Here is a 26,652-nt window from a genome sequence, read left to right as displayed (position 1 = left end):
CCGTCGCCCGTCACGTTCCGGACGGATCACCGTGCCCGGCACGCCGCGGGACTTCGTCGACACGACCGGTCACCACCAGGTCGCCGTCCGGGGTGCGCCGCGCGAGGTCGCCGGTGCGCAACCAGCCGCCGGTGGTGAACGAACGGGCGTTCTCCTCGGGCGCCCGGTAGTAACCGCGCACGGTGTAGGGGCCGCGGGCGAGGAGTTCGCCGGGCTCGCCCTCGGGCACGTCCTCGCCGCGGGCGTCGACGATGCGGATCTCGTCGTCGGGCGAGAGCGGGCGGCCCTGCGTGCCGAGCACCGTCTCGTCCGGATCGGCCGGGCGCGTGAGCGTGACCGGCCCCTCGGCCCGGCCGAAGACCTGCTGCAGACGACAGCCCAGTTCGGGGCCGACCCGTCCGGCGGTCGCCCGCGGCAGGGGAGCGCCGCCGACCTGGAGGAGCCGCAGACTGCTCACGTCGGCGCCGACCGTGGGAAGTGCGTCGAGCCAGAGCCGGGCGGTGGCGGGCTCCACCGAAGTGACGGTGATCCGCTCCCGTTCGATGACCGGGAGGCACTCGGCGGGCCCCGGTCCGTCGGCCAGGACGACGGTGGCGCCGACGGAGAGGGTGCCGATGATGCCGGGGCAGCCGAAGGCGAAGCCGGACGCTGCGGGCAGCGCGGCGAGGTACACGTCGTCCTCGGTCAGCGACACCAGCTCGGCGGCGGCCCGGGCCTGGTAGGCGTAGTCGTTGTGGGTGCGCGGAACCAGCCGTGGCGCTGCCGCGCCACCTTCGGACAGCAGGAAGAACGCGACCTGGTCGGCGCTCTGCGCGAGCGCCGGCGCGGGCGGGGCGTCGATGGAGCCCAGCGGGAAGTAGTGGCAGCCCGCCGGGTCCGTCGTGAAGCCGCCGTACGGGGACGGGGCACCCGGCGCCTCCAGGGTGAACACCCGCCGCAGGAAGGGCCCGCCGGCCGCGATGCCGGCGGCCATCGCCGTGTGGTCGAAGCCCTGGTGGGTGGAAGGACCGACGTAGCCACGGGCCTCGGTGACCCGTACGAGGTGGGACACCTGCGCCGCGCGGTGCGAGAGCGGGCAGAGTACGGGGACCACGCCGACGCGCATCAGTGCGAACACGACGGTGACGAACTCGGGCACGTTCGGCAGCTGGACGACGACCCGCTGCCCGGGCCGCAGGGCGAGCAGCCGGAACCCGGCGGCCATGCGGTCCACACGCCGGTTCAGCGCCGCGTACGTGAGGCGGGTGGCACCGTGGACGAGCGCGGTCCGCGGCCCGTACGCGAGGGCCCGGTCGCGCAGCAGGTTGTCCAGCGTGTTGCCGCGCCAGTGGCCGGCGGCCCAGTAGCGGTCGACGAACGCCTCGGGCCAGGGCGTACAGCCGTCGAGCATGGATCCCATGTGTTACCCCCCCAGTGTCACCGTCCTGACCTTGGTAGATCCAAATCTTTCGGTGCCCCGCACGCAATGTGCTGTCCGAACCATGGCCGTTGGACTCCCTCAGCGGAAAGTCCAATGAGCGCCACGGACCGTCAGGGGCGGTACTCCCAGCGGACCTCGCCGTCCTCGCGGTGCGGGGTGGGAGCGAAACCGCAGGCCGCGGCGACCGCCGCCGAGGCGTGGTGTTCCGGGTGCACGTGCGCGAGCAGCCGGCCCACGGGCAGCTCCGCCAGCCACGCCGTGACGGCCCGAGCCGCCTCGGTGGCGAACCCCCGGCCCTGCCACGGCGTCCCGACCACCCAGGCCAGCTCGGCCGTGTCCGAAGCGGGGGTGACGGTGGCCTGCACGGTCCCCACCAGCCGCCCCTCCCCGCGCAGCCGCAGTACCCAGTTGCACCACACGACCTCCGGGTCGGGAGCCCCGGCCGCCAGCCGTGCGTACCGCTCCAGCAACGCATCGGCCCCGAGCGGGGCACCACCGATGAACTCGTGCAGCACGGGATCGCCCAGCACCCGGGCCATCTCCACGGCGTACTCGGCCCGCAACGGCAACAGCTCAAGCCGGCCGGTGGCGATCTCCCCGGCACGGACGGTACGCATGCTCATCGGCTGAGTGTGCCTGTTCGGGGCGGGTTTCGGGTAGCGCCCTGCGTGGTCGGTCGGCGCGGTGCCGCGGCTCAGTCGGGAGGTTCCACCTCCAGGAAGCGGCGGTGGCGCGGCCCCCGGTAGAGGAGGCAGCCCCAGCCCAGGGGTTCCAGTGCGGACGCGCAGGCCTTGAGGCGTTCGTGCTCCGCCTCGGCCGCGCCGCCGCCCGGCGGGCCGACCCAGGTCACCTCGACCCGTCCCTCCTCCGACGGGCCGGGCGTCACCCGGTACCCCGTCCGCGTACGCCGGCCCTCCGGGTCGAGCGCCGACGGGGTGAGGCCCGCCGCCTCCAGTACGAGGGCCACCGCGCGCGGCATCTGCCGCAGCTCCCACGGGGCGGGAACCGCCGTGCCCGCCCGGCCGTTCACCAGGCGGCGGATCTGCAACAGCCCCTCGTACGCCGTCCGGACCTCGGCCGCCCGCGCCGCCGTGGCGGGCCGCTGTGGTCCGTCCCCGGTCGCGGGCTCGAAGCCCTGCCCCGGAGCCGTCACCGCCACCACCCACCCTCGGTCTGAGTACCTCACACCCAACGACCTGAGTATCCGTCCCGATTCCCCGCTGGCGCGCCGCTGATCGAATGAGGGGCATGACCTCCGAGGCCACCGCCCGCACCGCGCACCGCCCGCGCCGCATGCAGCACGTGACCACCGCCGGCTCCGCCCTGGCCGTGGCCCTGGTTCCGCTCGTGGTCGGGGTCCTGGTGGCCAAGGGCATGGCCACCGACCCGCACACCCCCGTCAACGCCCTCATCACCGGCGGCGGCCAGCGGGCGGGCCTGCCCCGGGCCGAGTGGCGGCGGCGCGGCCACGACACGGTGCGACGGCTGCGCACCGCGCGTCTGCACACGGCCCGCCGCTGTGCCTCGGTCCGCGCCCGCCGCCGCCCCGCGTCCTGACGAGAACTCGGTGGCGGACCGGGGCGATCGCGGCACACCATGCAACGCATGAGCGATCAACCCGCGCGATGGACCCAGGCAACCGTGTACCCCGACATGTGGGCCGACCCGGCCGACGACCCCCGCAACAACGAGGACAGCCCGGACGGCGAGCTCGCCACCCTGCTGGACTTCCTGACGAACTACCGCATCACCTTGCGGATGAAGTGCGAGGGCCTCGACCCGGAGCAGCTGGCCCGGCGGTCGGTGCCGCCGTCGACGATGTCGCTGCTCGGCCTGCTCCGCCACATCGCCGAGGTGGAACGCGACTGGCGCAACTGGATCACCGACGGCGACCCGCTGCCGAAGCTGTACGGCGAGAAGGACGCCGACTTCGCCGGAGCCGTCGCCGACCAGGCCGTGGTCGACTCCGCGTACGCCGATCTGGAACGCGAGCAGGCGGCGACCGACGCCGCCCTGGCCGGCCACGCGGACCTGGGTGAACGGGCGGGCAAGGAGCGGATCGCGATCCGGGAGCTGATGGTGCACCGGATCGACGAGTACGCCCGCCACTGCGGACACGCCGACCTGCTGCGCGAGTGCGTCGACGGAAGGGTGGGCCAGTGACGGCCGAGGTCTAGCCGGCGGGCGCGAGAGGTTCCTGCAGTTCCGTGACCCACTGGTCACGGTCCTGCGGGCAGGCCAGGGTCAGCTCGCGCGCGTACCCCGCCGAGCGGTGGCCGTTCGCGTCGATCCACCGCGCCAGCGCCTGGGCGGTCGGCAGGACGCCGTCCATCGAACCCCGGTGCACCACGGTCGCGGCCCGTTCGACCCCGGGCAGCTCCACCACCCGGACCGTGCCCCCGAGGTCCTCGGCGCGCACCGAGGCCCCCACCGGCAGCCCGGCGTGGACGAGAACGGCTCCGGCCTCGGCCCCCGGCGCGTCCTCGTAGTACGCGATCCCCGGGCCGGTCGCAACCACCCCGGCGGCCTCGATCCGGCGGCAGAGCTCGTCGTAGAGCGGGCCGATGACCGGCCCGATGTCCTGCGGCTCATAGCTCCCCGCGACCCCGGTCAGTTCGACGAGCCGGACGGGCGGAAGGCTTTTCACGACGATGTCGACGGTGGACATGGATCCCTCGCTCTCGATGGTCCGCAGCCTCGCCTCGACCTGGTTCAGCCGGGCCGCCGCGGCGGCCATGGCCGACTCCAGCTCCGCCCGGCGCAGCCGCAGCATGCCGCGCAACTCGTCCGCGTCCAGCCGTTCGTCGAGGATCGACCCCACCTGGTCCAGGCTGAAGCCGAGCTCTTTGAGCGCGATGACACGGTTGAGGCGGGCGAGCTGTTCGGCCTCGTAGTAGCGGTAGCTGCTGGTCGGGTCGACACGTGCCGGGCGCAGCAGTCCGATGGCGTCGTAGTGGCGCAGCATGCGGACCGATACCCGGCCGTGCTTGGCGAAGTCTCCGATGGTGTACATGACGCCTTCCAGTGCAGGCCCTGACACGGTGGGAGGGTCAAGTCCTGAGCGGTATCCGCTGGTCAGCGCCCATACTGCCGGATGCACAGGTCCACGATGGACGGCGGTACGGAACCCTCGGCCGCCGGGCACGGCTCGTCGGGCCGGGCCGGCGGGGCCGGCTGCCGGGCCGTGCGCGGCGGCACGGGATTGGCCGGGCGCGCCCGGTGGGGCGCCACCGGCGGTTTCATGCTGCGCGCGGCGGGCGGCCGGACGGAGCCGGCGGGGAGCCGCGCCGGGGTGTTCGGGGCCGGGGAGCGGGCGGCTGGCCGGGGGCGGCGGCCGAGGGCGGCGCACCGGGCGCCCCGGATGCGCCCCGCGCACCCGGGGCAACGTGCGTGTCCCCCGGGTCCGGCATGCTCCCCGGGCCCCCGGTGTGCTGCTGCGTGTCCTGCGTGTCCTGCGCGTCCTGGGCGTTCGCGGGCACCGAGCTGCCGCGCGACGGGGCCGGGGCGCCTTCCGGGCCCGTGGAGACGCAGCCGCTGCTCGCGAGCAGCGCGAGGAGGGACAGGGGCAGGGCCCGGCGTAACTGCATCCGACCACCATGCCGTACCGGACGGCCGGCCGGGTCCCCGCGCTCACGCGTCCGGGTGACGCGGCCCCGGGTCCGGGCCGGAACCCGGCCCGCAGCCGGGCTCGGGCCGGGGGTCTTCGCTGGTCCTCGGGGCCTCCTCGGGCCCCCGGCTGCCGAAACGATTGCCGGGACCGGGATTTTCCGTAGTCTGCCGGAGGACGGGAACGACAGTGCGAACGCCGGGGGTGGCGCGACCTCCCGGTACCCCGCGCTGCCCCGCCTTCGCATCCCGACGGACCGTACGGAGTACCGATCCATGACCGCAGCCGACGCGCCCGGCGACCCCGCGGCGCTTCCCGACGCATCCCCGACCACCCCGCAGCGCGCGCCCTGGAAGGGCTGGGCGGCCGTCCTGGCCGTCGCGCTCGCGATCTTCTGCCTGATCACTTCCGAACTGCTGCCCGTCGGCCTGCTCACCCCCGTCGGGGACGCCTTCAGGGTCTCCGACGGCACCGCCGGGCTGATGGTGACCGTGCCCGGGCTCGTCGCCGGCCTCTGCGCCCCGCTCGTCACCGTCGGCGCCGGCCGGCTCGACCGGCGCCTCGTCCTGTGCGCGCTGATCGCCCTGACGGCGGCCGCCAACCTGGCCGCCGCCCTCGCCCCGGGCTTCGCCGTGCTGCTGGCCGCGCGCCTGCTCGTCGGGGTCGGCGTCGGCGGCTTCTGGGCGCTGGCGGGCGGGCTCGCCGTACGGCTCGTTCCGCAGCGGGACGTGGGCCGGGCCACCGCGCTCGTCTTCGGCGGCGTCCCCACCGCCTCGGTGCTCGGCGTTCCCGCCGGCACGCTGCTCGGCGAACTCGCCGGGTGGCGGGTCGCCTTCGGTGCGGTCGGGGTCCTCGGCCTCCTCGCGCTGGCCGCGCTGATCCTGCTGCTGCCCCCGCTGCCGCCGACCCGGGAGGTCACCTTCCGTGCACTCCCCGCCCTGCTGAGCGGGAACCGGGGGGTCCGGGCCGGGGTGGTCGTCACCTTCCTGGTGGTCACCGGTCAGTTCGCGGCCTACACGTTCGTACGGCCCGTCCTGCAGGACGTGTCCGGCATCGACGCGGCGTACGTGAGTACCCTGCTCCTCGGTTACGGGGTGGCCGGCGTCGTGGGGAACTTCCTGGCCGGCGCGCGCGATGCCTACCGGGCGGTCCTCGTGATCAGCACCGCCCTGACCGTGGTCCTCGGGCTGATCGCGACCCTGCCGGGCGCGGTCGCCGGGACCGCGCTGCTGCTCGCCTGGGGGCTCGCGTACGGGGGTGTGTCCGTGAGCGTCCAGGGCTGGATGATCAAGGCGGCGCCGATCGCCGCCGAAGCCGCCACCTCGCTGATGGTGGCCATGTTCAACCTGGCCATCGCGGCGGGTGCATTGGCGGGCGGGTTCGCGGTCGACGGGATCGGGGCCCCGGCGGCCCCGCTCATGGGGGCCGCGCTGATGCTCCTGGCGGCGGTCACGGTCACCCTCACCGTCACGGTCCGGATGCCGAGGGCTACCGCGGCCGACCAGTAGACCGGATGGATCGGGCAGTTCGGACACCCGGCTTGACCCGGGCCATCCCGGGAGGCAAGAGTGCGCCCGATCAAGCACTCAAGAACCACCTCATGAGCTGCACTTCGGAGACATCTCATATGTTCATATCGGTCCGCTCTTCGCTTGGCCCCATGACCACCGCAGGTGCCCTCGTACCGGGCGCCGTGACGGGCGCGGTCCCGGTCGCGCGGCAGCGGAGGGCCTGACCGGCCGGGTGGGGGCCGGCACCGCACCGCCGCGCCGGTCCCCATCCCCGCAGGGAGACAACCGTGTCCCACCACTCCGATGAGAGCGCCGGCGTCCCCGACGACCGCCTGCTCGTACGCCCCTACGTCGCCCCCTCCGGGCCGCCGATCCGGTCGACGGCACCTGCTTGGCCGGACGCCGGACCCGTCTCCGACCCCTTCGGCGCGCCCGGGGGCCGGCACGCCGACCCCGGGCGCGCTCCCGGCGCGGAGCCGTTGGACGCCGGGGGCGGCGCAGGCGGAGCAGGTGTCACGAGTTTCGCCGTCGCCGCCGGCGGGGCCGCCGCGAACGGTGCCCGCGCCGCCCGGCGGGACCGCGGCGGCCGGCTCCCGCTGGCGGTCCTCGCCCTGCTCGCGCTCGGGGCGGCCGGTTCGCTGGTGTGGCTGCTGAGCGGCCCCGACCCGCGGCCCGACCGGGCCGTGGTCCGGCCGGATCTGTCTGTTCCGGTGCTTCCGGCGCGCCCCGGTGCCGGGTCCGACGGCGACGAGCCCTCGCCCGAACGGTCCGTACGGGCCTCCGCGCTCCCGGCGGCCGCACCGGCGTCCTCGGCCGGGACGTCCCCTGCCGCGAGTCCCAAGCCGACGCCCCCGCCCAGCGCGTCGGCCGGGCCGCCGTCGGCGCCTTCCGGGACGCTGCGGATGGGAGACCGCGGGCCGGAGGTGAGCGCCCTCCAGCAGAGGCTCCAGGGGCAGGGGTTCACGTACGTCTCGGTCACCGGCGTGTACGACAGCCAGACCAAGCGGGGGGTCGCGCAGCTCCAGCGCGACCGCGACATCAAGGGCGACCAGCCGGGGGTGTACGGCCCGGCCACGCAGGCGGCGTTCGGCAGCTGACGCCCGGTCGGGGCGCGGCCCCGGAGACCGCGGCGTCAGCGGCCGCCGGAGACCCGCAGGACGGCACCCGTCGTGTACGAGGCGTCCGGGGACAGCAGCCAGGCGATGGCCCCGGCGACCTCCTCGGGCTGCCCGGGCCGCCCGAGCGGAATCCCGGCAGCCGCGCGGGCCGGCCGGTCGGGGTCACCCATCGCCGCGTGCATGTCGGTCTCGATGATGCCGGGCGCCACCCCGTTGACCCGGATGCCGTCCGGGCCGAGCTCCTTGGACAGTCCCACGGTCAGGGCGTCGGTGGCGGCCTTGGTCGCCGCGTAGTGAACGTACTCGCCGGGGCTGCCGAGGCCGGCGGCCGTCGAGGAAACGTTCACGATGGCCCCGCCGCCGGCCTGTGCCATGTCCCGGGCGGCGCGGCGGCAGGACAGCAGGTACCCGAGCAGGTTGACCTCGACCACGCGCCGCAGGTCCTCGGTCGAGGCGTCGGCGAGCCGGCCGAGCGGTCCGGTCACCCCGGCGTTGTTCACCAGCCCGGTCACCGCGCCGAACTCGGCCCCCGCGATGTCGAAGAGCCGCTCCACCCCGCACTCCTCGGAAGTGTCGCCCCGCACGGTCACGCAGCGCGCGCCGGCCGCCCGTACCCGCTCCGCGACGGCCCCGGCCGCCGCATCGTCCCGGAGGTAGCCGAGCACGAGGTCATGGCCTTCCGCGGCCAGTCGCACACAGGTCGCGGCGCCGATGCCCCGGCTGCCTCCGGTGACGACGGTGACCGGACGACGGGACACGGGGACCTCCAGGGACGGCGGGAAGGCGAGGGCGGGTCAGGCTAACACCGCGATTTCGGCTGGACCAGCACAAATGCCGGGCCGCAGAGTGGACGCCGTTGAACACGACGCCGTCACGCACGGCAACGTCACGTCCCAGGAGTTGCGCCATGTCGACCTTGCGGGTCACCGCCGAAGAGCTGACCGTCCACGAGCACCCGAACGCCGACGCGCTGGAGCTGGCTCAGGTGGGTCTCTACCGCGCCGTGGTCGCCAAGGGCGCGTACCGCACCGGCGAGTTCGCCGTCTACATACCCGAACAGGCCGTGCTGCCCGCGGGCTTGATCGAGGAGCTCGGCCTGACCGGGCGCCTCGCGGGCGGCGCCGCCGACCGGGTCAAGGCCGTCCGGCTGCGCGGTGAGCTGTCGCAGGGGCTGGTGTGCCGGCCGAGCGAGCTGGCCGGCGTGGACCTGGCGCGGGCGGCCGAGGAGGGCACGGACTTCGCCGAGCGGCTCGGGATCACCAAATGGGCGCCGCCCGTTCCGACGACGATGAACGGGGAGGTGGAGGCCGCGCCCGACCTGCTGCCGTGGGTGGACATCGAGAACCTCCAGCGCTACCCGGACCTCTTCGAGCCGGGTGAGCCGGTCGTCCTCACCGAGAAACTGCACGGCACGGCCTGCCTGCTGACGTACGTCGCGGACGGCGAGCGCGTGCTGGTGTCCTCCAAGGGCTTCGGGTCCAGGGGGCTGGCGCTGAAGGAGGAGGAGCGCAACCTGTACTGGCGGGCCGTACGGGGTCACGGCGTACCGGAGGCGGCCGCGAAGGCCGCCGCCCGGCTGGGCGCCACCCGGATCGGCGTGTTCGGCGAGGTGTACGGCGCGGGAGTCCAGGACCTCGGGTACGGAACCGATGCGCGTACGGCCGCCAAGGGTCCGGGATACGCCGTCTTCGACGTGTCCGCCGAGATCGACGGGCAGGTGCGGTGGCTGGATCCGCAGGAGCTGTTCCCGGACGGCGAGCTGCCGCTCGTACCACGGCTGTTCGAGGGCCCGTACGCGCTCGACACGGTGCTGGAGCTGGCCAGTGGCCGGGAGACGGTGTCCGGCCGGGCCGTGCACCTGCGCGAGGGCGTCGTGATCCGCCCGGCCGCGGAGCGCCACAGTCCGGTCGTCGGCGGCCGCGCCATCGCCAAGGCGGTCAGTCCGGCGTACCTGACCCGCAAGGGGGGCACGGAGTACGAGTGACCCGGCGCTCCGGCGCTCCGGCGGGCCTGGAGGCCCCGGGCCCCGGCCCTGTCGTCAAAGTCCCGCCCGGCCTGCGGCGCCCGGCACTGCACCTCGCTGCGTTGTCGGGGCGCCCGAGTACGTCCAGTACGCGGGCGCCCCTCCGCCTTGCGATGCACGGCGCCCGGGCGCACCTCCCAGCGGTAGCCGGGGGAACACCGCGGGCCTGACCGGCGCTGCTTCGACGGCAGGACCTAGCCGCGTTGGGTCAAGGACGTCTGCCAGCCCGGTCGTTGCGGGGCGGCGGGCGGGGCCGGGCGGCGGCCGCCCGTGGTGAAGAAGGCCGAGAGGGGGAGCGTGGCCGCTCCCACCGTGACCGCGTCCGGGCCGAGGGAGCCCAGGTCGATGGAGACACGGGCGGCCGGGTGGCGCAGCGAGTAGCGCGTCGCGTGCTCCCGTACCGCCGGGAGGATGTACGGGCCCAGCAGCAGCCCCGCCCAGCCGCCGATGAGGATCCGCTCCGGACGGAACAGGTTGATCACGTCCGACAGGCCCGCGCCGAGGTACTCCGCGGTCTCGGCGAGGAGTTCCCGGGCCACCGCGTCGTCCCCGACGGCCGCCGCCAGCAGGGCGGCGAGGGCCTCTTCCTCGTCCGCCGCCGGGGCGAGGCGGCCCCCGCCGCGCTCCGCCCAGCGCGCCAGCAGTGACTCCGCCCCCGTGTACGCCTCCAGGCAGCCCAGTGCCCCGCACCGGCAGCGCCGGCCGCGGACCGAGACCGTCAAGTGGCCCCACTCCAGGGGGGTTCCCTCGGTGCTGCCGCCGTCCGGCGAGCCGTCCGTGATCCGGCTCGCGCCGACCCCGGACCCGAACAGGACGACGACGGCGTCCCGCGCCCCCCGCCCCGCCCCGAACCACATCTCGGCCTGGCCGAGCGTCCGCGCGCCGTTGTCGATGAGGTACGGGACCTCCTGCGGTAGTGCCCCGGTCGCGCGCAGCAGGGCCTCCAGCGGCACCGCGTCCCAGCCGATCGTCTGCCCGTGCACGACCGCTCCGCCGGGGGCCCCGCGGTCCACGATGCCGGGGACCCCCACCCCCACGCCGAGCAGCCGGTCCGTTCCGACCCCGGCCCGGGCGAGCACCGCCTTGATCCCGGTGCGGACGTGGTCCACGATCGGGCCGACGTCGTAGCAGCCGCGCGGCAGCAACGGCAGCTCGGTACGGGCGAGTTCGTTCAGGGTCAGATCGAACAGCTCGACGCGGACGCGGGTCTCGCCGACGTCGACCCCGATCAGGTGGGCGCTGCCGGGGGCCACGCGCAGCAGGGTGCGCGGGCGGCCGCCGTCCGAATCCACGATGCCGGCCTCCTCCAGCAGCCCGTCCGCGATGAGTTCGCCGACGACGTTGCTGACGGATCCGGAACTCAGCCCGGTCGCGGGGCCCAGTTCCTGGCGGCTCATCGGCCCGCCGAAGTACAGCCGCTGGAGCACGGCGCTGCGGTTGCCGCGCCGCAGGTCCCGTACCGTCCGGCCGCCACGCCCTGTCGTCATCTGGCTCCTCCCGCACTGCAGTTGGTCGCAACATACCCCTGCGCGAGCTCTTGACGCGACCCTTTCACGAGGCTTAACTCACGTCCTAAATTAAGGCCTGGACCAATGGGCGCCGATGAGGTGCCACGGCCGGGACCGCCTGCCGGCCTTCCCCCGACCCTGCCGAAAGGGGCCGATCCGCCATGCGCAGAATCCCAGCCGCCGCCACGACCGCGCTCACCGTCTCCCTCCTCGCCACCACCGCCACGGCCTGCGGCGGCGGCACCACGAACGGCGGGGGCGGCTCCAACGCCGCCCCGAAGGAGCTGACCTATTGGGCCTCCAACCAGGGCCCCGACCTCGCGGCGGACCGGGCGACGCTCGGCCCGGAGCTGAAGAAGTTCGAGGAGCGGACCGGCATCAAGGTGAAGCTCGAAGTCGTCCCCTGGTCCGACCTGCTCAACCGGATCCTCGCCGCCACCGCCTCCGGGCAGGGCCCCGACGTCCTCAACATCGGCAACACCTGGTCCGCCTCCCTCCAGGCCACCGGAGCCCTGCTCCCTTGGGACGCAGGGCACTTCGCAGCGATCGGCGGCAAGGACCGCTTCGTGGAGTCGGCCATCGGCTCGGCGGGTGCCGCCGGCCAGGACCCGGCCGCCGTCCCGCTCTACTCGATGGCCTACGCGCTCTACTACAACAAGAAGATGTTCCAGGAGGCGGGCATAGCGAAGCCCCCGGCCACCTGGGACGAGATGGTCACCATCGGCCGGCAGCTGTCCAAGGACGGCAAGTGGGCCCTCGGCGCGGAGGGCGCCAACCTCGCCAACAACATCCACCAGGCCTTCGTCCTCGCCAAGCAGCACGGGGCGGACTTCTTCGACGCGGCCGGCAAGCCCGCCTTCGACTCCCCGGGCGCCGTCGACGCCGTCAAGCAGTACGTCGACCTCATGGCCAAGGACGAGATCATCGCGCCGGGCAACGCCGAGTACGCCCAGAACCAGTCGCTCCAGGACTTCGCCAACGGCAAGACCGCCATGGTCCTGTGGCAGAGCGCCGCCTCCTCCTTCAAGAGCCACGGCATGAAGGAGGGCGACTGGGGCGTGGCCCCGGTCCCGGTTCCCGCGGGCGGCACGCCCGGCACCGGCCGGGGCACCAACTCCATGGTCGCCGGCATCAACCTCGCCGTCTTCAAGAACACCGACAACATCGACGGCTCCCTCACGTTCGTGAAGTTCATGACCAGCGAGGAGGAGCAGAAGATCCTCAACAAGGCCTACGGCTCCGTCCCGCCCGTCAAGGCAGCCCAGGGCGACCCCGCCTTCGCCGGCGAGGACCTCTCCGTGCTCCGCACCACCCTGGGAACCAGCGCCGCCCCGCTCCCGCAGGTCCCGCAGGAGTCCCAGTTCGAGACCGCCGTCGGCACCGCCGTCAAGGAGCTCTTCGCCGACGCCGCCGCCGGCCGTCCCGTGACCACCGAGTCGGTCAAGGCCAGGCTCACCAAGGCGCAGCAGCAGATGGCGAGCTGAGTCCGGCCCCATGAGCCCCAAGACCGCACGCCTGCGCCGCAGTGCCCTGCCCTACCTGCTGCTCCTGCCCGCCCTACTCCTCGAACTGCTCATCCACCTCGTCCCGATGGTGATGGGCATCCTGATGAGCTTCCGACAGCTGACCCAGTTCTTCATCCGAGACTGGTCCCGCGCCCCCTGGACGGGATGGGCCAACTACGAACTGGTCCTCGACGTCGACCGGCCCGTCGGCGAGGCCCTCCTGCGCTCCTTCCTCACCACCTGCCTCTTCACCCTGCTCTCCGTCGGCCTGTGCTGGCTGCTGGGCACCGCCGCAGCGGTGTTCACGCAGGAGGGCTTCCGTGGCCGCGGCGTCCTGCGGGCCCTGTTCCTCGTCCCGTACGCGCTGCCCGTGTACGCGGCCGTCATCACTTGGGCGTTCATGTTCCAGCGGGACAACGGCCTGGTGAACCACGTCCTCCACGACCAGCTGGGTCTGGGCGGCGCCGAGCACACCTTCTGGCTGCTCGGCGACAACAGCTTCTGGGCCCTGCTGACCGTCTCCGTGTGGAAGGGCTGGCCGTTCGCCTTCCTCATCGTGACGGCCGCGCTCCAGAACGTCCCCGGGGAGCTGTACGAGGCGGCCGCGCTGGACGGCGCCGGCACCTGGCAGCAGATCCGCCGGATCACCCTGCCCTCGGTCGGCGCCGTCAACCAGGTCCTGGTCCTGGTGCTGTTCCTGTGGACCTTCAACGACTTCAACACGCCGTTCGTGCTGTTCGGCAAATCCGCCCCGGAAGCCGCCGACCTGATCTCCTTGCACATCTACCAGGCCAGTTTCGTCACCTGGAACTTCGGCACCGGATCGGCCATGTCCGTCCTGCTGCTGCTCTTCCTGCTCCTCGTCACCTCCGCGTACCTCCTCGTCACCACACGCGGACGGAGGCACGAGCGTGTCTGACCACCGGTCACCGCTGGATCCGCCCACCTCCTTCAGGGTGGTCCGCGCCGTCTTCCTCACCCTGCTCACCGGCTTCGTGCTGCTGCCCGTCTACGTGATGGTCACCAGCTCTCTCAAGCCGCTCCAGGACGTCGCCGGCCGCTTCCGATGGATCCCCAGCGGGCTCACCGTCCGCCCCTACATCGACATCTGGCACACCGTCCCGCTCGCCGAGTACTTCGTGAACTCCCTGATCGTGGCGGGCGCGGCCACCGCCGCCTCCGTGGTCATCGCCGTCTTCGCGGCCTACGCGGTCAGCCGCCACCGCTTCCGCGGCAGGCGACTGTTCACCGTCACCGTGCTCTCCACCCAGATGTTCCCCGGGATCCTCTTCCTCCTCCCGCTGTTCCTGATCTTCGTGAACATCGGCAACGCCACCGGGACCGCCCTCTACGGCTCCCGCGGCGCGCTGATCCTCACGTACCTGACCTTCTCCCTCCCCTTCTCCATCTGGATGCTGATCGGCTACTTCGACTCGGTGCCCCGCGAGCTCGACGAGGCGGCCACCGTCGACGGCTGCGGCCCCCTCGGAGCCCTGCTGCGCGTCGTGGTCCCGGCCGCGGCCCCCGGCATCGTCGCCGTCGCCGTGTACGCCTTCATGACCGCCTGGGGCGAGGTGCTCTTCGCCTCCGTCATGACGAACGACACCACCCGCACCCTCGCCGTCGGACTGCAGGGCTACTCCACGCAGACCGACGTCTACTGGAACCAGATCATGGCCGCCTCGCTCGTCGTCAGCATCCCCGTCGTCGCCGGATTCCTGCTGCTCCAGCGGTACTTGGTGGCCGGACTCACGGCAGGAGCCGTCAAATGACCCTTTCCGGAACGCGTTTCGACACCGCCCCCGGCACCCCCGGCGACGGCATCGACCTGGCCGCCCTGCCCCGCGACTTCGCCTGGGGCACCGCGACCTCCGCCTACCAGATCGAGGGAGCGGTCGCCGAGGACGGCCGGGCCCCCTCCATCTGGGACACCTTCTCCCACACCCCCGGCGCCGTCGACGGCGGCCACACCGGCGACACCGCCTGCGACCACTACCACCGCTGGCGCGAGGACATCGCCCTGATGCGGGAGCTCGGCACCAACGCCTATCGGCTGTCGGTCGCCTGGCCACGGGTGGTCCCCGGTGGCGACGGCCCCGTCAACGCCAAGGGCCTCGCGTTCTACGACCGGCTCGTCGACGCACTGCTCGCGGCCGGGATCACCCCCTCCGTCACCCTCTACCACTGGGACCTGCCCCAGGTCCTCCAGGACCGGGGCGGCTGGCCCGAGCGGGAGACCGCCGAGCACTTCGCCGAGTACGCCGGGCTCGTCGCCGCACGCCTCGGGGACCGGGTCACCCAGTGGGCCACGCTCAACGAACCGCTGTGCTCGGCGTGGATCGGCCACCTGGAGGGCCGGATGGCCCCCGGCTGGACCGACCTCACCGCCGCGGTGCGCGCCTCCTACCACCTGCTGCTCGGCCACGGCCTCGCCACCCGGGCCGTGCGGGCCGCGGCCCCCGGCGCACGGATCGGCATCGTCAACAACCTCTCCACCGTCGAGCCCGCCACCGACGCCGAAGCCGACCGGGCGGCGGCCCGCCGCATGGACGGGCACGTCAACCGGTGGTGGCTCGACCCAGTCCACGGCCGGGGCTTCCCCGCCGACATGCGCGAGGTCTACGCCGTGGACCTCCCCGAACACCCCGGCGACGCGGAGGCCATCGCCACCCCGCTCGACTGGACGGGGCTGAACTACTACTTCCCGCAGATCGTCACCGACGACCCGGCGGGCCCGGCCCCGTACGCCCGCCAGATCGACCGGCCCGGCGTCCCGCGCACCGGGATGGACTGGGAGGTCGACGCGAACGGCCTGGAGGTCCTGCTCATGCGGCTGACCGAGGAGTACGGGGCCCGCCGCATCCACGTCACCGAGAACGGCTCCTCGTACCCCGACACCGTCGCCGCCGACGGCAGCGTGCACGACCCCGAACGGGCCCGGTACCTGACCGGGCACCTGGCGGCCTGTGCCCGCGCCGCCCGCCGCGGCGCACCGCTGGCCGGGTACTACGCCTGGTCCCTGCTGGACAACTTCGAGTGGGCCTACGGCTACGACAAGCGCTTCGGCCTCGTCCGCGTCGACTACGCCACCCAGCGCCGCACGGTCAAGACCAGCGGCCGCCGCTACGCCGAGGTGATCGCCGCCCACGGGGCCCTGTGAGAGCGCGGGCCACCGCGCCGCGCCGTGCCCGCCCCGCTTCTCGGGGCGGGCACGGCCCTTCGTGATGGGATGGGTGGGGGAGTGCTTCAGCAGCTCACGGCACACGGCTCACGGAGAGGTCGGTAGATGTCCGAGGACACCATGCGGGCGATGGCGTACGAGACGTACGGCGGGACGGAGGTGCTCACCGAGACCCGCCTGCCGATGCCCAAGTTGGCTCCCGGCGAGATCCTCGTCCGGGTCAAGTGCGCCGGGGTCAACCCCGTCGACTGGAAGATCATGGCAGGCGGTCTCGACGGCCTGATGGACGTCACGTACCCGGTCGTCCCCGGCTGGGACGTGGCCGGCACCGTCGAGCGGGTCGGCATCGACGTGCCCGAGTTCTCGGTCGGCGACGAAGTCATGGCCTACGCCCGCAAGGACTACGTGCACGGGGGGACCTTCGCCGAGTACGTCAGCGTCCCCGTCCGGGCCGCCGCGACCAAGCCCGCCTCGCTCAGCTGGCACGAGGCGGCCGGGCTGCCGCTGGCCGGGCTCACCGCGTACCAGTTGCTCACCCGGCTGGCCACCGGCATGGACGACATCGTCCTCATCCACGGCGCCGCGGGCGGCGTCGGCTCCTTCGGCGTGCAGATCGCCCGCGCGCTGGGAGCCCGGGTCATCGGCACCGCCTCCCCGCGCAACCACGACCGGCTGCGCGAACTCGGCTGTGAACCCGTCGCGTACGGGGACGGCCTGGTCGACCGGGTGCGCGCGCTCGCCCCCGACGGGGTCACCGTCGTGGCGGACTTCGTCGGGGGCGTCCTCGACGTCACCCAGGCGGTCCTGGCGAAGGGCGGCCGACACGCCTCCATCGCCGACCACACCGTGCTCGGCGCGGGAGGCCAGTGGATGTGGGTCAGGCCGGACGCGGAGGGCCTGGCCGAACTGGGCCGCCTCGCCGAGAGCGGGCAGCTCAAGGTGACCGTCGCGAAGACCTTCCCGCTGGCTGAGCTCGCGGCGGCGTTCGAGCTTAGCCAGACCGGGCGCACTGCCGGCAAGATCATTATCGAAGTGTGAGGTTCCGTCAGCTCGCCGTAATGGTCGGCACGTTGTGCAGGCCCACCATCGTGCGGACGGCCGGGGGCAGCCAGTCCCCGGCCCGCCCCGCGGTCCCGCCGCCCAGGTGCTCCAGGATCTGCTCCGGGGTCGGCCGGGCGGTCGGCCGGGAGGAGAGGCAGGCCGTCACGATCGCCGACAGGTCCGCGGGCAGCATCCGCAGGGCCGACTCCAGCTCCGCTCCCGCCGGGAAGGGCGCGGCCCCGCAGGCATGGGCCAGCACCATCCCGAAGGCGTACGCGTCGACGGCCGGCGTGAGTGGCGCCCCTGTCAGCTGCTCGGGGGCGAGGAAGCCCCGCGTGCCGATGAGGAAGTCCGTCCTGGTCAGGGCGGTGGCATCCACCGCCCGGGCGATCCCGAAGTCGATCACCCGCGCACCCGCCTCCGCGATGATGACGTTGCCGGGCTTCAGGTCCCGGTGGATGATCCCGCAGGCGTGGATCCCCTCCAGCGCCTCGGCCACCCCCAGCGCGAGGGCGCGCAGCGTCCGGGCGGGCAGCGGTCCGAGCTCCTGAAGGACGGTGTGCAGGGACGGGCCCGGAATGTACTCCGTCACCAGCCACGGACGCTCTCCCTCGGGAGAGGCGTCCACCACCTGTGCCGTGTGGAAGCCGCCCACCCGGCGCATCGAGTCGATCTCCCGCGCGAACCGCTTCCGGAACCCGGGGTCCGCCGCCAGTTCGGCCCGTACGACCTTCACCGCGACACGCCGCTCACCGGGCGACAGCCCCAGGTAGACCGTGCCCATCCCGCCCTCGCCGAGCCGCGCGGTGAGCCGGTAGCGTCCGACCTGTCGCGGGTCGTCCGGCAGCAGCGGATCGTGCTTGACAGGCCGTGGGGGCACCCCGGCCGGCGTCCCCGCCTCGGCCTTGAGGACGGCGGCCCTGGCTTCGCCCTCCGCGCGCAGAATGAAGGAATGCTTCTCGCCCTCGGCGCGCAGCATCTCGGACTGCCGGGCGCCTTCGGCCAGGAGGATCGCGGCGCGCTTGTCGCGGTCGGCGGTGACCTGCCTTTCCATCGCGGCCAAGATGGAGGTCGGCGGGTCGATCGCCTTGAGCTCGACGCGGTTGACGCGGATGCCCCACTTGCCGGTGGCCTCGTCGAGGACTCCGCGCAGGGCGGCGTTGATCTCCTCGCGGGAGGTCAGGGTCCGTTCCAGGTTCATGCCGCCGATGATGTTGCGCAGGGTAGTGACGGTGAGCTGCTCGATGGCCTGGATGTAGCTGGCGACCGCGTACGTCGCGGCCCGCGGGTCGGTCACTTGGAAGTTGATCACCATGTCCATGTTGACGACCAGGTGGTCCCGAGTGATGACCGGCTGCGGCGGGAGCGGCACGACCTGCTCGCGCAGGTCGATGCGGTTGCGGACCCTGTCGATGAACGGGACGACGATGTTGAGGCCCGCGTTGAGGGTCCGCGTGTAGCGGCCGAAGCGTTCGACGATGGCGGTGCCGGCCTGCGGGATCACGTGGATCGCCTTGACCAGTGCGATGAATAACAGAACCACCAGGATGATCAGGACGATGATGATCGGCTGCATGCGGCTCCCCGTGCCCTTCCGGCTCTCTGCGCTGCCCCGTTGAGCGGAGTTTCGCAGAACACCGTTGCCGCGCACACCAGTTGGCCGATGTTGCCCCGGCCGCCCGGGTGCGGGACGGCCGGGGCCTGCGGTGGATCAGGGGTACGAGACCACCGTGGACGGGGTCGTCGACGTCCCCGAGGTGGGGGCGCCCGTCGTGTTGATGACGTGTTCGTACTGGCCCTTGCCGCCGAGGGAGACGACGAGCAGGTCGTGGAACCTCACGCCCGGCTTCACCGGCGCCTGGAAGCCGTGGTCCTGACGGATCGTGGGGTCCACGTTGTAGTAGCAGTAGCTGCCAAGGCCCCAGCCCTCGTGGGTGCTCACCGAATCGGACACCTTGTAGGCCGCGTAGCCCTTGGTGGAGCCGTTCTGGACGGCCGCCTGGTCGGGGGCGTCGTACGCCTTCTCGTTCTGGAAGAAGACCGTGCGGCCGCGCTCCCCGTTCCACTCCACGTCGTACTTGTTGAAGTGCTCGACGAACAGCCCGGTGGCGAGTACGTCGTCACCGTTGACGCGGAAGCCGTAGTCGGCGCGGTTGGTCTCCCAGCCCACCCCGTCGCCGTGGTCGGCGCGCCAGATCCAGGTGTGGTCGACGATCGTGTCGTGGTTGTTGATCACCATGCCGACCGTGGACTTGCCGGGACCGGCGCCGCCGACCCGGATGAACACGTCCTGCACGGTCGTCGGGTTGCCGCCGTGGTCCGTGGTCGTACCGGCCGGACCGACCTCCAGCAGGCTCGGTGAGTTGACCGGCCCCGCATCGATCAGGAATCCGGCGAGCCGCACCCCGTCGACGTCGGCGACCTTCATCGCGGTCACCCCGTTGTCCGGGACGATCGTGGCCAGCCCGAGGCCCAGCACGACCGTGTCCGCGCGGTCCACCCGGATCGTCCGGTCGACGTGGTAGACGCCCGGGGTGAAGAGCAGGTGCAGGCCCTGGGCCAGCGCCTGGTTCATCGTCGCCGCGGTGGTGCCCGGCTTCACCACGTAGAACCGGCTCAGCGGCAGAGAGGTTCCCTGCGGCGCGCCGCTGCCCCAGGAGGTGCCGCGGGCGTTCACCCGCTTGGCCGGGACGAAGACCTTGTACTCGCTCCCGTCCAGGTAGAGGAACGGCTTCTCCCGCGAGACGGGCGTGGAGTCGAGCGTGGTGTACGGCGGGTTCGGGAAGGACTGGGCGGGCGCACCCTGCACTCCGGAGAAGACCTGGTTCCAGACGCCGTTGCCCCAACCGCCGATCGCACTGTCGCGGGTGTACCACTGCTGCTGCGAGTAGTTGCCGACCTGGCCGTCGATCTGCGAGTCGGCGATGTAGCCGCCGGAGGCCCAGCCGAATCCGTCGGGCGCGAGGTTGAGGCCGCCCTTGACGTGCATCCGACGGAACGGCGCGGCCTGGGAGACCGCCCAGCGGTCGGTGCCGTTCACCGGGTCGAGCGCGAGGTTCTCGGCCGAACGCCAGAAGTTCTGGGTGGCGTTGCCGCCGAACCAGCCGGCGTCGACCGTCACGTCGCCGTTGATCGTGGTGTCGTCGGGGCGCAGGCCCAGTCCCGAGATGGAGGTGTAGAAGCCGATCTGGGCATTGAGGCCGTTGTACGTGCCCGGCTTGAACAGGAACTGGTAGCGACCGGTACCGAACTGGGCCGATTCCTGCTGCCGGAACACCTCGTCGAGCTTGGCCTGGATGCCCGGCGTCGACGGGTCGAAGACGATCACATTGGGCCCGAGGTCGCCGCCACCGGGGAGGGTGGGGCCGCCGCCGGTCGTGCCGAAGACCTGGAACTCGTAGAGCGAGTAGCCCCACTGGGTGGCACGCCGGGTGCCATGGACCCGGACGAAGCGGGCCGTGCCGGTGATGTCGTGGGTCAGGAGCCCGCCGGTGGCGGCGGTCGTGGAGTAGGCGGTGCTCCAGTGGGTGCCGTCGTCGGACAGCTCGATCCGGTACGCCGTCGCGTACGCGGTCTCCCAGCGCAGCACGACCTGGCTGATCTGGGCGGGGGCGCCCAGGTCGACCTGAATCCACTGCGGGTCGGCGAACTGGCTCGACCAGCGGGTGGTGGTGTCGCCGTCGACGGCGGCGGAGGCGGGGGTGCCGCCGTTCTCCTGGCTGGAGGCGGTGGCGGGCCTGCCCTGGGAGAGGAGTACGGGCGCGGCCTGGGCGGCGGTACCCGGCAGCAGGACGAGAAGGGCCGCGACCAGCGCGGCGGCGAGGGCGGCGACCGTCAGTCGCGGGGGATGGTCCGAGAGGCGGGGCATGGGGGCTCTCCTGACATCGGGGATCGATCCGGGGGATCGAAGCGTGAGTGAACTGCCCGTCAGGTGGAGCGTCAAGGGTTCCAGCGTTCATGAAATGAAGGCGTGAGGGGGCGTCAATTGCCGTTGAGGCCTGTGAACTCGGGGTTTCTTCAATCCTTGTGAAAAGTGTTGACGAAAAAAAGGTGGCCGGACTCTACTGGGACTCGTGACCGCTCTGTCCTGCCGCGCCCGCTGGGTGGGGCAGAGCGTGTCGCAACCCGTCAGTGTTCGGAGAGTGGCCTCGATGGGAGGGGCGGCACCGCCATGTGTTCGTTACTTGGCGCCGGGGAGGGTGGGAACGGCGAGGGAGGGAACGGCGAGGGAGGGAACCGTGAGGGTGGGAACCGCGCCGCAGTCCGCCCGGACGACCTCGACGCCCGGGAGGTCGGCGGACCAGCGGCCCGCGAGCGCGGCGAGGGCGGCCGTGTCCGGCGGGGCCGAGCCGAGCCCGATCGCGTACCGGGCCGAGGCGGCGGACACCGCGGAGGGTCGCGGCCAGGCGTGCGCGCCGCGGACACCGGCCTCCGCCAGTGCACCGAGCAGTGCGCGCATCCGGCCCCGGGCCCGGCCCAGGTTTTCCTCGAACTCCCGTGGCCCGGACCCCCGTACGGTCACCACGGCCCAGGCCGCGTGCCGACGGTGCAGCGGCGCGGCTTCGGGACCGGCTCCCGCCTCCAGGAGCTCCCACGTGCAGTACAGCTCCCGCACCAGCAGGTCGAGCAGCCCCGGGCCGACCTGGGCCGTGCAGCTGCGGACCGGAGCGGAGGGGGTGAGGACCGTGACGGGGTCAGGGCCGGGTCCGGGGCCCGGGGTCGGCGGCGTCAGGGCGACCGGGTCGCGCCAGTCCCATGCGGCCCAGGTCCCGAAGAACTCCCGCAGCAGGGCCGCGGGGGACAGGTCGACGGCGTCGCGGACCGTACGAGCCGCCAGCACCGCCCAGGCCAGGCCCGGCAGTCCGCCGAACGGCGCCGAGTCCAGCCCCCGGGCCCGGGCCCACGCCTTGACCTCCCGGGCCAGGCGGGCGAACTCCGCCTGCCGCCCGGAGCCGACGAAGTCCCGTACCGCATCGGCGTCGCTCACCGCGCTCAGGGCGATCGAGGCGGCCTCGCCGAGCTCCGCCCGCCGCTGCACCGCCCGCGCCGGATCCACCGCGCCCGTGGCGACGACCACCAGGTCCACGTCCAGTCCGGCCACGCGCAGCCGCAGCCCCGGCACCCGGGCGCCGACGACCTCCCGCACCCGCTCGGCCTCCGGCAGCGCTGCCCCGACCCGCTCCCGTACCTCCCCGATCCCGGGCGCCCCCGGCAGGGCCGCGACCAGATCGAGGTCCGCCCCGGGCAGGGCGCAGCCCGTCCGCCGCGATCCGACGAGGTGCACCACCCCGTCGCCGAGCGCCTTCGCGATCCGTGCCCGCACGCCCTCGGCGTCGGTTTCTGTTTCGGTTTCTGTTTCGGCTTCTGTTTCAGGTTCGGCTTCGGGAGCCAGGGGCGTCTGCAGTTCGGGGACCCACCGCCACCTGCCGGTGCCGAGTTCCACCGTCGCCCGGACCCGCATCGGCTCGTCCCCGCGCCGCGACAGCACCGCGAGCTCCCCGACCCGGGCCGTGGTCCCCGCCCCGGTGCCCCCGAGGCGCGCGGTGGACTCCGTCAGTGCCCGCTGCGGATCGCGGCTGCGCCCCAGCGTCAGGTGCGGCGTGAAGCCGTCGCGCCCCCGGCATCCCGGGAACCGCTCCACGAGGCGCCCCCGCAGCTGTTGCCACGGTGCGTCTCCGTCCGCCGCCGGGTCCAGCCACAGCGTGGCGTCCTCCCGGTGCCCGAAACTGTGCACGCCGGCCAACCGCGCCGTGAACGGCGCCGTCTGCGCGGCGGCTTCGGCCAGCAGCGGCAGCGCCGCCTCGAACGAGGACTCCGGTACGAAGCCGAACAGCAGGTTCACGTGCGCCGGCCAGCGGAGGACCGCCGGGTCGTGCGCGCGACGCAGCTCCTCGACCGCCGGGTCGTGCGGCGGCAGCCACGCCACCGCCGTCCGCGCGGTCGCCCGTACGCCGAGCACCGGGCGCTCGTCGCCCCGCTCCCCGAAGTCCACGACCGCCTCCACTCCGAAGTGGTCGGAGATGAACAGCCCTTCCGGGCCGGGGGCGTTGCCGCGCAGTGCGGCCTCCCGAACCCGTGCGTCCGCCGACCGCAGCAGGACCCGGTCCAGTCGGGCGGCCCGCCCCGACAGCGAGCCCACCGCGGCCAGTGGATTGGCCACCGGATCGAAGGTCGGTGTGGCGTCCTGCACCCCGTGCACCTCGCTCCAGGCATCGCGCATGCCCACCGCGGCCGCCGGCCCCAGCGCTCCGGATCGGCCGTCGTTGAAGTCGCCGAGCAGCGCCACATCCGCATCGATGCCGCTCAAGCCATCGGCGATCCGGGCGAGTTCGGTAGTGCGCCGCACGGCGCCGTCCTCCGTGTGATCGCTCGTCAGATGGACGCAGGCCACGACGAGCGGCCCGCTCGCGGTGTCCACCGTGACGGCGGCGACCGCCTTGTGCGGCCCCAGCAGGTGCAGCCCCGCCTCCCGGACGGGAAGCCGGCTCAGTACCAATAGCCCGCCGGCGGCGACGTCCTTGCCGCGCGGATCGGTGCCCACCGTGTACCCGGCGCGCACCCACGGCTCCTCCAACAGCATGCCGAGCAGCGCCGGTTCGACCTCTTGGAGGGCGATCACGTCGGCGTCGGCGGCCGCCAGGTCGGCCAGCAGCATCGGCCTGCGGCGGGCGGTGTCGATGCGCGGGGCGTCGTACCGGTCCCACAGCGTGTTCCAGGTCAACAGCCGTACCCGCGCAGGCTCCCGGCCGGTCGACGCGGCCCCGCCGACCGGGGCCGGAGCCGGCCGCCAGGCGCCGCCCGCCGGATCCCATGCGTACGGGGTCCGGGCGGTGAAGAACGGGGCCCGCAGCAGCCGCGGTTCACGGACCCGCCCGGCCGCGGTGGAGTCGATCCGGTCCACACCGCTCGCCCGGTCCCATACGAGCTCGCCGTCCGCCTCGACGAACAGCACCCGGTGCCAGGGGACGTCGCCGCCGGGCACGAACGAGTGCAGCGGGATCCTCTTCGGCGGCGCCCCGCGCTGGTGCAGCCCGAACACGAACCGCGCCGGATCGAACCGGGGGTCCCAGCGGACCTGGTGGTAGAGCTCCTCACTGGTACGCATCAGCCGTCCTCGCCCACTGCCGCCGCTACCGGCGCTTGCGCCGTCGCCCCTGCCGGGTGCGCCGCAGCCGCCCCGATGGTGCCCGCGGTGTCCTCGACGGTCCCGCCCGCGCCGATGTACCAGGTACGGTGCGCCGGCCCCTGCCCGGGATACGGCGGACTGAACCGGTGCAGCTGCGCGGTCAGCACCTGCGCCGGTACGGGATGGGGGCGGACGGCGTTGCGCCGGACCAGCTCCGCCTCCTCGACCAGCACCACGGCCTGGGTGACGAGCGCGTCGCGGCGCTGCGCGACCGCCCCGGCGAGGCCCCGCTGCTGCTCGGTGAGGGAGGTGGCGTCCCACACCACCGTGCCGCCGGCGGCCAGCGCCGCGTCCAACCGGTCCAGGCCCTCGCGCAGCACGTCGGCATTGGCCCGCTGGTCGGCGCGCGAACCACGGGCCGTGCGCAGATCGTCCAGGCTGATGTATGCGGACACGCCCGGCAGACGCCGGGCGTACGTGCTCTTCCCGCTGCCCGAGGGCCCGCACAGCTGCACCAGCCGCGGGAAGCTTCCGTCGCGCCACCGCCAGGTCGCGGCCACCGCCTCCTCGGCAGTGGAGATCCCGCCCCGCGCGAACGCCTCCCGGGCCTGTGCCCAGCACCGGTCCGCCGCGTCCGCGCCGAGGCCCGAGAGGCCCTCCCGCAGCCCGGCGCGCAGCGGACCGAGCGGGTCGGGGCCGAGCAGCCCCGCCTCCTCGGCGTACAGCGCGGACCACTCCACGCACTCCCGCGCTGCGGCGTCCCCCGCGGCGGCCGCCCCGGCGAGTGCGTGCAGCACGCCGAGGTCGGCGGCGACGGCCATCCGGACCAGCCCGGCCCGCCGGCCCTCGTCCGGGAACGGCCGCTGCAGAGACGGGTACAGCCCGACCAGGTCGGCGACCCGCCGGGCGAGCGGCATCCCGAGCGGCCCCGCCCCCAGCCGCGCCCCGATCCCGGCGCGCGGCGCGCGGTGCAGTACGGCGGCCAGTACGCCGGCCAGCCGGGCTTCCCCGCTGCGGCCCGACGCGTCGAGCCGGCCCGCCACCTCGGCGACGACCGGCTCGACTGCGGCGCCCGGCACGGGATCCAGGCCGAGGGCGGCCGACAGCTGCGCCGCGTCCGGCTCGGAGCCCGACCGCACCGCCCACAGCGGAGCCCGCGGACCGAGCCCGTTCGGCACCACCTGCGCGTACATCCAGTGCGCATCGGTCTGAACGTGGCCGCCGCGCACCCACTTGGCGACGCTCCGCCCGAAGTCCGCCCGCGCGAAGCCGGCCACCGTCCGGACGACGTAGCCCTCCTGCCGTGCGGTGTCGAGCCGCAGTTTGCGCAGCGCGCGCTCGTCGAACACGCCCCGCCAGAGCACCCGGGGGGTGGGCACCCCGACGCCGCGCAGGAAGCCCACGGTCCGGTCCCAGTCCAGGCAGTGCTCGCCGTCCCACACCGAGAACCCGTAGAACCAACTGTCCAGGTCCTCGTAGGGCAGGGAGTGGCGGGCGTACAGGTTCTCCCCGCACACCCGCCACCCCGCCGGTATGCCGGCGCCGATCCGGCTCTGGAGACCCTTGACCCACGCCCGTGAGGGATGGTGGCCGGAATCCAGCGAGCGCGCGTGGAGGCCGTCCGCGTACAGGGTGGTGTTCTCCCCGTCGAGCTTCTCGGTGACCACGACCTCGCGCCCGGCCAGCCCGGGGAGCCCCACGGCACGCACGTCGTCCGCCGCGGCCCCGGGTGACCAGGGCAGATGCGGGGTGCGGGGATAGTGCGTGCGCATGAACGGCTCCTGCTCGACGACGTGGTGCATCGTCACTCTAGGTATCCGGAGCGGGGGCAGCCACCCAATAACCCCCGCCAGCAGTCCCTCAGCCCCTCGGAGCCTTGGTCCCCCGGTCCCTCAGGGCCTCGGCGCTCAGGGTCGGCGCCCGGCCCAGGCGACCAGCCGCTCGATGGCCGCGGCGTCGGCGTCCACGGCCACGACCTCGGCGAACGGGATCCGCCCGCCGCGGGTTTCGGCCGGCAGTGCCGTGCGTACGACGGCGAGCACCCGCTCGATCAGGGCCGGGTCCCACTCCGGGTGCTGGCCCGTGGCCCTGGCCAGGTCCCAGGTGTGCACGACGAGTTCGTGCGTGTAGACGGCCGCGGCGGCCGCACCCGGCAGGACGCCCATCGGCAGGCGCAGCCGACGGCCGAGGATCTCCGGGTCCGCCCACACCTGCGCGACGTCACGGGCGCCCGGCTCCCAGGCCGCCGCCCATCCGCCGTCGGCGATCTCGTCGGCGAAGGACGGGACGCTGAACGGGTCCTCGCCGCGCCCGATCACCGAGATCCGGCGGACGACGGCGACGAGGTGGCTGGAGAGCCGTCGTACGTCGAAGTCGTCACACGGGGTCGGGGCGTCGTACTGCTCGGGCCGGACGGCGGCCAGGGTGCGGCCCGCCAGTTCGACGGCCGCGGCGAGGTCGAGCCGGGGGTCCCAGGAGGAGCCGGCGCCGGAGGTGGAGGTGGTGGTAGCGGTGTCGGTGGAGGCGGACGGGGTTTCGGTGAGCTGCGTGTTCTTAGTCATGAGTTCATCCTGGAAGCCAAACTGGCCACCTTCTGGCCTGTTTACCGAAGA

General features: G+C 73.4%; 21 protein-coding genes and 2 pseudogenes. 10 read left to right on the top strand and 13 right to left on the bottom strand.

What is annotated here, in order from left to right:
* Window positions 1-10: 10 nt before the first annotated feature.
* The 3 genes from OHA65_RS05415 to OHA65_RS05405 all read right to left on the bottom strand — a co-directional run bounded on the left by OHA65_RS05415 (window position 11) and on the right by OHA65_RS05405 (window position 2,606).
* The gene (locus tag OHA65_RS05415; protein WP_328761776.1) at window positions 11-1,399 is read right to left on the bottom strand and encodes an AMP-binding protein; all 1,389 of its coding nucleotides are present in this window, start codon (window positions 1,397-1,399) and stop codon (window positions 11-13) included.
* A gap of 131 nt (window positions 1,400-1,530) precedes the next feature.
* On the bottom strand, window positions 1,531-2,037 hold the full coding sequence (locus OHA65_RS05410; RefSeq protein WP_405763372.1) for a GNAT family N-acetyltransferase: 507 nt from the start codon (window positions 2,035-2,037) through the stop codon (window positions 1,531-1,533).
* Window positions 2,038-2,114: 77 nt separating this feature from the next.
* Entirely contained in the window at window positions 2,115-2,606 is a 492-nt protein-coding gene (locus OHA65_RS05405) for a hypothetical protein (RefSeq protein ID WP_327281949.1), read from the bottom strand.
* Between the two features lie 62 nt (window positions 2,607-2,668).
* Between OHA65_RS05405 and OHA65_RS05400 the strand changes: the two genes are divergently transcribed.
* Window positions 2,669-2,977 (top strand): hypothetical protein, encoded by a 309-nt coding sequence (locus OHA65_RS05400; RefSeq protein ID WP_328761775.1) that lies wholly within the window; start codon window positions 2,669-2,671, stop codon window positions 2,975-2,977.
* Window positions 2,978-3,016: 39 nt separating this feature from the next.
* Entirely contained in the window at window positions 3,017-3,583 is a 567-nt protein-coding gene (locus OHA65_RS05395; protein WP_327281947.1) for a DinB family protein, read from the top strand.
* 10 nt (window positions 3,584-3,593) lie between these two features.
* Here OHA65_RS05395 and OHA65_RS05390 read toward each other — a convergent pair whose 3' ends face one another.
* Together OHA65_RS05390 and OHA65_RS05385 are read right to left on the bottom strand one after the other, a co-directional pair.
* Window positions 3,594-4,433 (bottom strand): MerR family transcriptional regulator, encoded by an 840-nt coding sequence (locus OHA65_RS05390; RefSeq protein ID WP_327281946.1) that lies wholly within the window; start codon window positions 4,431-4,433, stop codon window positions 3,594-3,596.
* Between the two features lie 226 nt (window positions 4,434-4,659).
* Window positions 4,660-5,007 carry a hypothetical protein gene (locus OHA65_RS05385; RefSeq protein WP_405761370.1) on the bottom strand — a complete coding sequence of 116 codons (348 nt, stop codon included), beginning with the start codon at window positions 5,005-5,007 and terminating at the stop codon, window positions 4,660-4,662.
* A 295-nt stretch (window positions 5,008-5,302) separates the two neighbouring features.
* Here OHA65_RS05385 and OHA65_RS05380 point away from each other — a divergent pair, with 295 nt between their 5' ends.
* Together OHA65_RS05380 and OHA65_RS05375 are read left to right on the top strand one after the other, a co-directional pair.
* Complete coding sequence (locus tag OHA65_RS05380) at window positions 5,303-6,535, top strand: MFS transporter (RefSeq protein WP_405761368.1); 1,233 nt, start codon at window positions 5,303-5,305, stop codon at window positions 6,533-6,535.
* Window positions 6,536-6,825: 290 nt separating this feature from the next.
* Window positions 6,826-7,635, top strand: a complete 810-nt coding sequence (locus tag OHA65_RS05375; protein WP_327281943.1) for a peptidoglycan-binding domain-containing protein — start codon at window positions 6,826-6,828, stop codon at window positions 7,633-7,635.
* Between the two features lie 35 nt (window positions 7,636-7,670).
* Here the strand turns inward: OHA65_RS05375 and OHA65_RS05370 are convergent, their stop codons facing one another.
* Window positions 7,671-8,414 carry an SDR family oxidoreductase gene (locus OHA65_RS05370; protein WP_327281942.1) on the bottom strand — a complete coding sequence of 248 codons (744 nt, stop codon included), beginning with the start codon at window positions 8,412-8,414 and terminating at the stop codon, window positions 7,671-7,673.
* Window positions 8,415-8,563: 149 nt separating this feature from the next.
* Here OHA65_RS05370 and OHA65_RS05365 point away from each other — a divergent pair, with 149 nt between their 5' ends.
* On the top strand, window positions 8,564-9,640 hold the full coding sequence (locus tag OHA65_RS05365) for an RNA ligase (ATP) (protein ID WP_327281941.1): 1,077 nt from the start codon (window positions 8,564-8,566) through the stop codon (window positions 9,638-9,640).
* 233 nt (window positions 9,641-9,873) lie between these two features.
* On the opposite strand, the gene OHA65_RS05360 is transcribed toward OHA65_RS05365, so the two are convergent.
* Window positions 9,874-11,166: an ROK family transcriptional regulator gene (locus tag OHA65_RS05360; protein ID WP_328761766.1), complete on the bottom strand. Its 1,293-nt coding sequence runs from the start codon at window positions 11,164-11,166 to the stop codon at window positions 9,874-9,876.
* 182 nt (window positions 11,167-11,348) lie between these two features.
* On the opposite strand from OHA65_RS05360, the gene OHA65_RS05355 reads away from it, so the two are divergent.
* The 5 genes from OHA65_RS05355 (at window position 11,349) to OHA65_RS05335 (ending at window position 16,911) form a co-directional block, all read left to right on the top strand.
* Window positions 11,349-12,671 (top strand): sugar ABC transporter substrate-binding protein, encoded by a 1,323-nt coding sequence (locus OHA65_RS05355; protein WP_327281939.1) that lies wholly within the window; start codon window positions 11,349-11,351, stop codon window positions 12,669-12,671.
* A 10-nt stretch (window positions 12,672-12,681) separates the two neighbouring features.
* Window positions 12,682-13,611: a carbohydrate ABC transporter permease gene (locus OHA65_RS05350; protein ID WP_405761363.1), complete on the top strand. Its 930-nt coding sequence runs from the start codon at window positions 12,682-12,684 to the stop codon at window positions 13,609-13,611.
* On the top strand, window positions 13,604-14,464 hold the full coding sequence (locus tag OHA65_RS05345; RefSeq protein ID WP_405761360.1) for a carbohydrate ABC transporter permease: 861 nt from the start codon (window positions 13,604-13,606) through the stop codon (window positions 14,462-14,464). Before OHA65_RS05350 ends, OHA65_RS05345 begins: the two co-directional genes overlap by 8 nt.
* Window positions 14,461-15,852: a GH1 family beta-glucosidase gene (locus OHA65_RS05340; protein WP_327281936.1), complete on the top strand. Its 1,392-nt coding sequence runs from the start codon at window positions 14,461-14,463 to the stop codon at window positions 15,850-15,852. The genes OHA65_RS05345 and OHA65_RS05340 overlap by 4 nt, the downstream gene beginning before the upstream one ends.
* Before the next feature lie 141 nt (window positions 15,853-15,993).
* Window positions 15,994-16,911 carry an NADP-dependent oxidoreductase gene (locus tag OHA65_RS05335; protein WP_327286001.1) on the top strand — a complete coding sequence of 306 codons (918 nt, stop codon included), beginning with the start codon at window positions 15,994-15,996 and terminating at the stop codon, window positions 16,909-16,911.
* A 7-nt stretch (window positions 16,912-16,918) separates the two neighbouring features.
* On the opposite strand, the pseudogene OHA65_RS05330 reads toward OHA65_RS05335, so the two are convergent.
* The 6 genes and pseudogenes from OHA65_RS05330 to OHA65_RS05305 form a co-directional block, all read right to left on the bottom strand.
* A pseudogene (locus OHA65_RS05330) lies at window positions 16,919-17,671 on the bottom strand (serine/threonine-protein kinase); the annotation flags it as partial.
* A gap of 126 nt (window positions 17,672-17,797) precedes the next feature.
* Window positions 17,798-18,490, bottom strand: a pseudogene (locus OHA65_RS05325) (SPFH domain-containing protein); the annotation flags it as partial.
* Window positions 18,491-18,625: 135 nt separating this feature from the next.
* A complete protein-coding gene (locus tag OHA65_RS05320) occupies window positions 18,626-20,782 on the bottom strand; it encodes a discoidin domain-containing protein (protein ID WP_328761765.1) in 2,157 nt (718 codons plus the stop codon).
* Window positions 20,783-21,094: 312 nt separating this feature from the next.
* Entirely contained in the window at window positions 21,095-24,019 is a 2,925-nt protein-coding gene (locus OHA65_RS05315) for a poly(A) polymerase (protein ID WP_405761357.1), read from the bottom strand.
* Window positions 24,019-25,812 (bottom strand): RNA ligase family protein, encoded by a 1,794-nt coding sequence (locus OHA65_RS05310; protein WP_405763368.1) that lies wholly within the window; start codon window positions 25,810-25,812, stop codon window positions 24,019-24,021. The genes OHA65_RS05315 and OHA65_RS05310 overlap by 1 nt, the downstream gene beginning before the upstream one ends.
* Before the next feature lie 135 nt (window positions 25,813-25,947).
* Entirely contained in the window at window positions 25,948-26,601 is a 654-nt protein-coding gene (locus OHA65_RS05305; RefSeq protein ID WP_327281933.1) for a TIGR03086 family metal-binding protein, read from the bottom strand.
* Window positions 26,602-26,652: the final 51 nt, after the last annotated feature.

Origin of the sequence: Streptomyces sp. NBC_00045, assembly GCF_045041095.1 — a bacterium.
Lineage (GTDB): Bacteria > Actinomycetota > Actinomycetes > Streptomycetales > Streptomycetaceae > Streptomyces.
Note: the sequence above shows the minus strand (reverse complement) of the source record. Positions and strands in the feature narration are given on the sequence as shown.

Bases quoted from the DNA above. Each gene is read 5' to 3' on its own strand.
- OHA65_RS05415 (WP_328761776.1), bottom strand. From the start codon at position 1,399: ATGGGATCCATGCTCGACGGCTGTACGCCCTGGCCCGAGGCGTTCGTC.
- OHA65_RS05410 (WP_405763372.1), bottom strand. From the start codon at position 2,037: ATGCGTACCGTCCGTGCCGGGGAGATCGCCACCGGCCGGCTTGAGCTG.
- OHA65_RS05400 (WP_328761775.1), top strand. From the start codon at position 2,669: ATGACCTCCGAGGCCACCGCCCGCACCGCGCACCGCCCGCGCCGCATG.
- OHA65_RS05395 (WP_327281947.1), top strand. From the start codon at position 3,017: ATGCAACGCATGAGCGATCAACCCGCGCGATGGACCCAGGCAACCGTG.
- OHA65_RS05390 (WP_327281946.1), bottom strand. From the start codon at position 4,433: ATGTACACCATCGGAGACTTCGCCAAGCACGGCCGGGTATCGGTCCGC.
- OHA65_RS05385 (WP_405761370.1), bottom strand. From the start codon at position 5,007: ATGCAGTTACGCCGGGCCCTGCCCCTGTCCCTCCTCGCGCTGCTCGCG.
- OHA65_RS05380 (WP_405761368.1), top strand. From the start codon at position 5,303: ATGACCGCAGCCGACGCGCCCGGCGACCCCGCGGCGCTTCCCGACGCA.
- OHA65_RS05365 (WP_327281941.1), top strand. From the start codon at position 8,564: ATGTCGACCTTGCGGGTCACCGCCGAAGAGCTGACCGTCCACGAGCAC.
- OHA65_RS05360 (WP_328761766.1), bottom strand. From the start codon at position 11,166: ATGACGACAGGGCGTGGCGGCCGGACGGTACGGGACCTGCGGCGCGGC.
- OHA65_RS05355 (WP_327281939.1), top strand. From the start codon at position 11,349: ATGCGCAGAATCCCAGCCGCCGCCACGACCGCGCTCACCGTCTCCCTC.
- OHA65_RS05350 (WP_405761363.1), top strand. From the start codon at position 12,682: ATGAGCCCCAAGACCGCACGCCTGCGCCGCAGTGCCCTGCCCTACCTG.
- OHA65_RS05340 (WP_327281936.1), top strand. From the start codon at position 14,461: ATGACCCTTTCCGGAACGCGTTTCGACACCGCCCCCGGCACCCCCGGC.
- OHA65_RS05335 (WP_327286001.1), top strand. From the start codon at position 15,994: ATGCGGGCGATGGCGTACGAGACGTACGGCGGGACGGAGGTGCTCACC.
- OHA65_RS05320 (WP_328761765.1), bottom strand. From the start codon at position 20,782: ATGCCCCGCCTCTCGGACCATCCCCCGCGACTGACGGTCGCCGCCCTC.
- OHA65_RS05315 (WP_405761357.1), bottom strand. From the start codon at position 24,019: ATGCGTACCAGTGAGGAGCTCTACCACCAGGTCCGCTGGGACCCCCGG.
- OHA65_RS05310 (WP_405763368.1), bottom strand. From the start codon at position 25,812: ATGCGCACGCACTATCCCCGCACCCCGCATCTGCCCTGGTCACCCGGG.
- OHA65_RS05305 (WP_327281933.1), bottom strand. From the start codon at position 26,601: ATGACTAAGAACACGCAGCTCACCGAAACCCCGTCCGCCTCCACCGAC.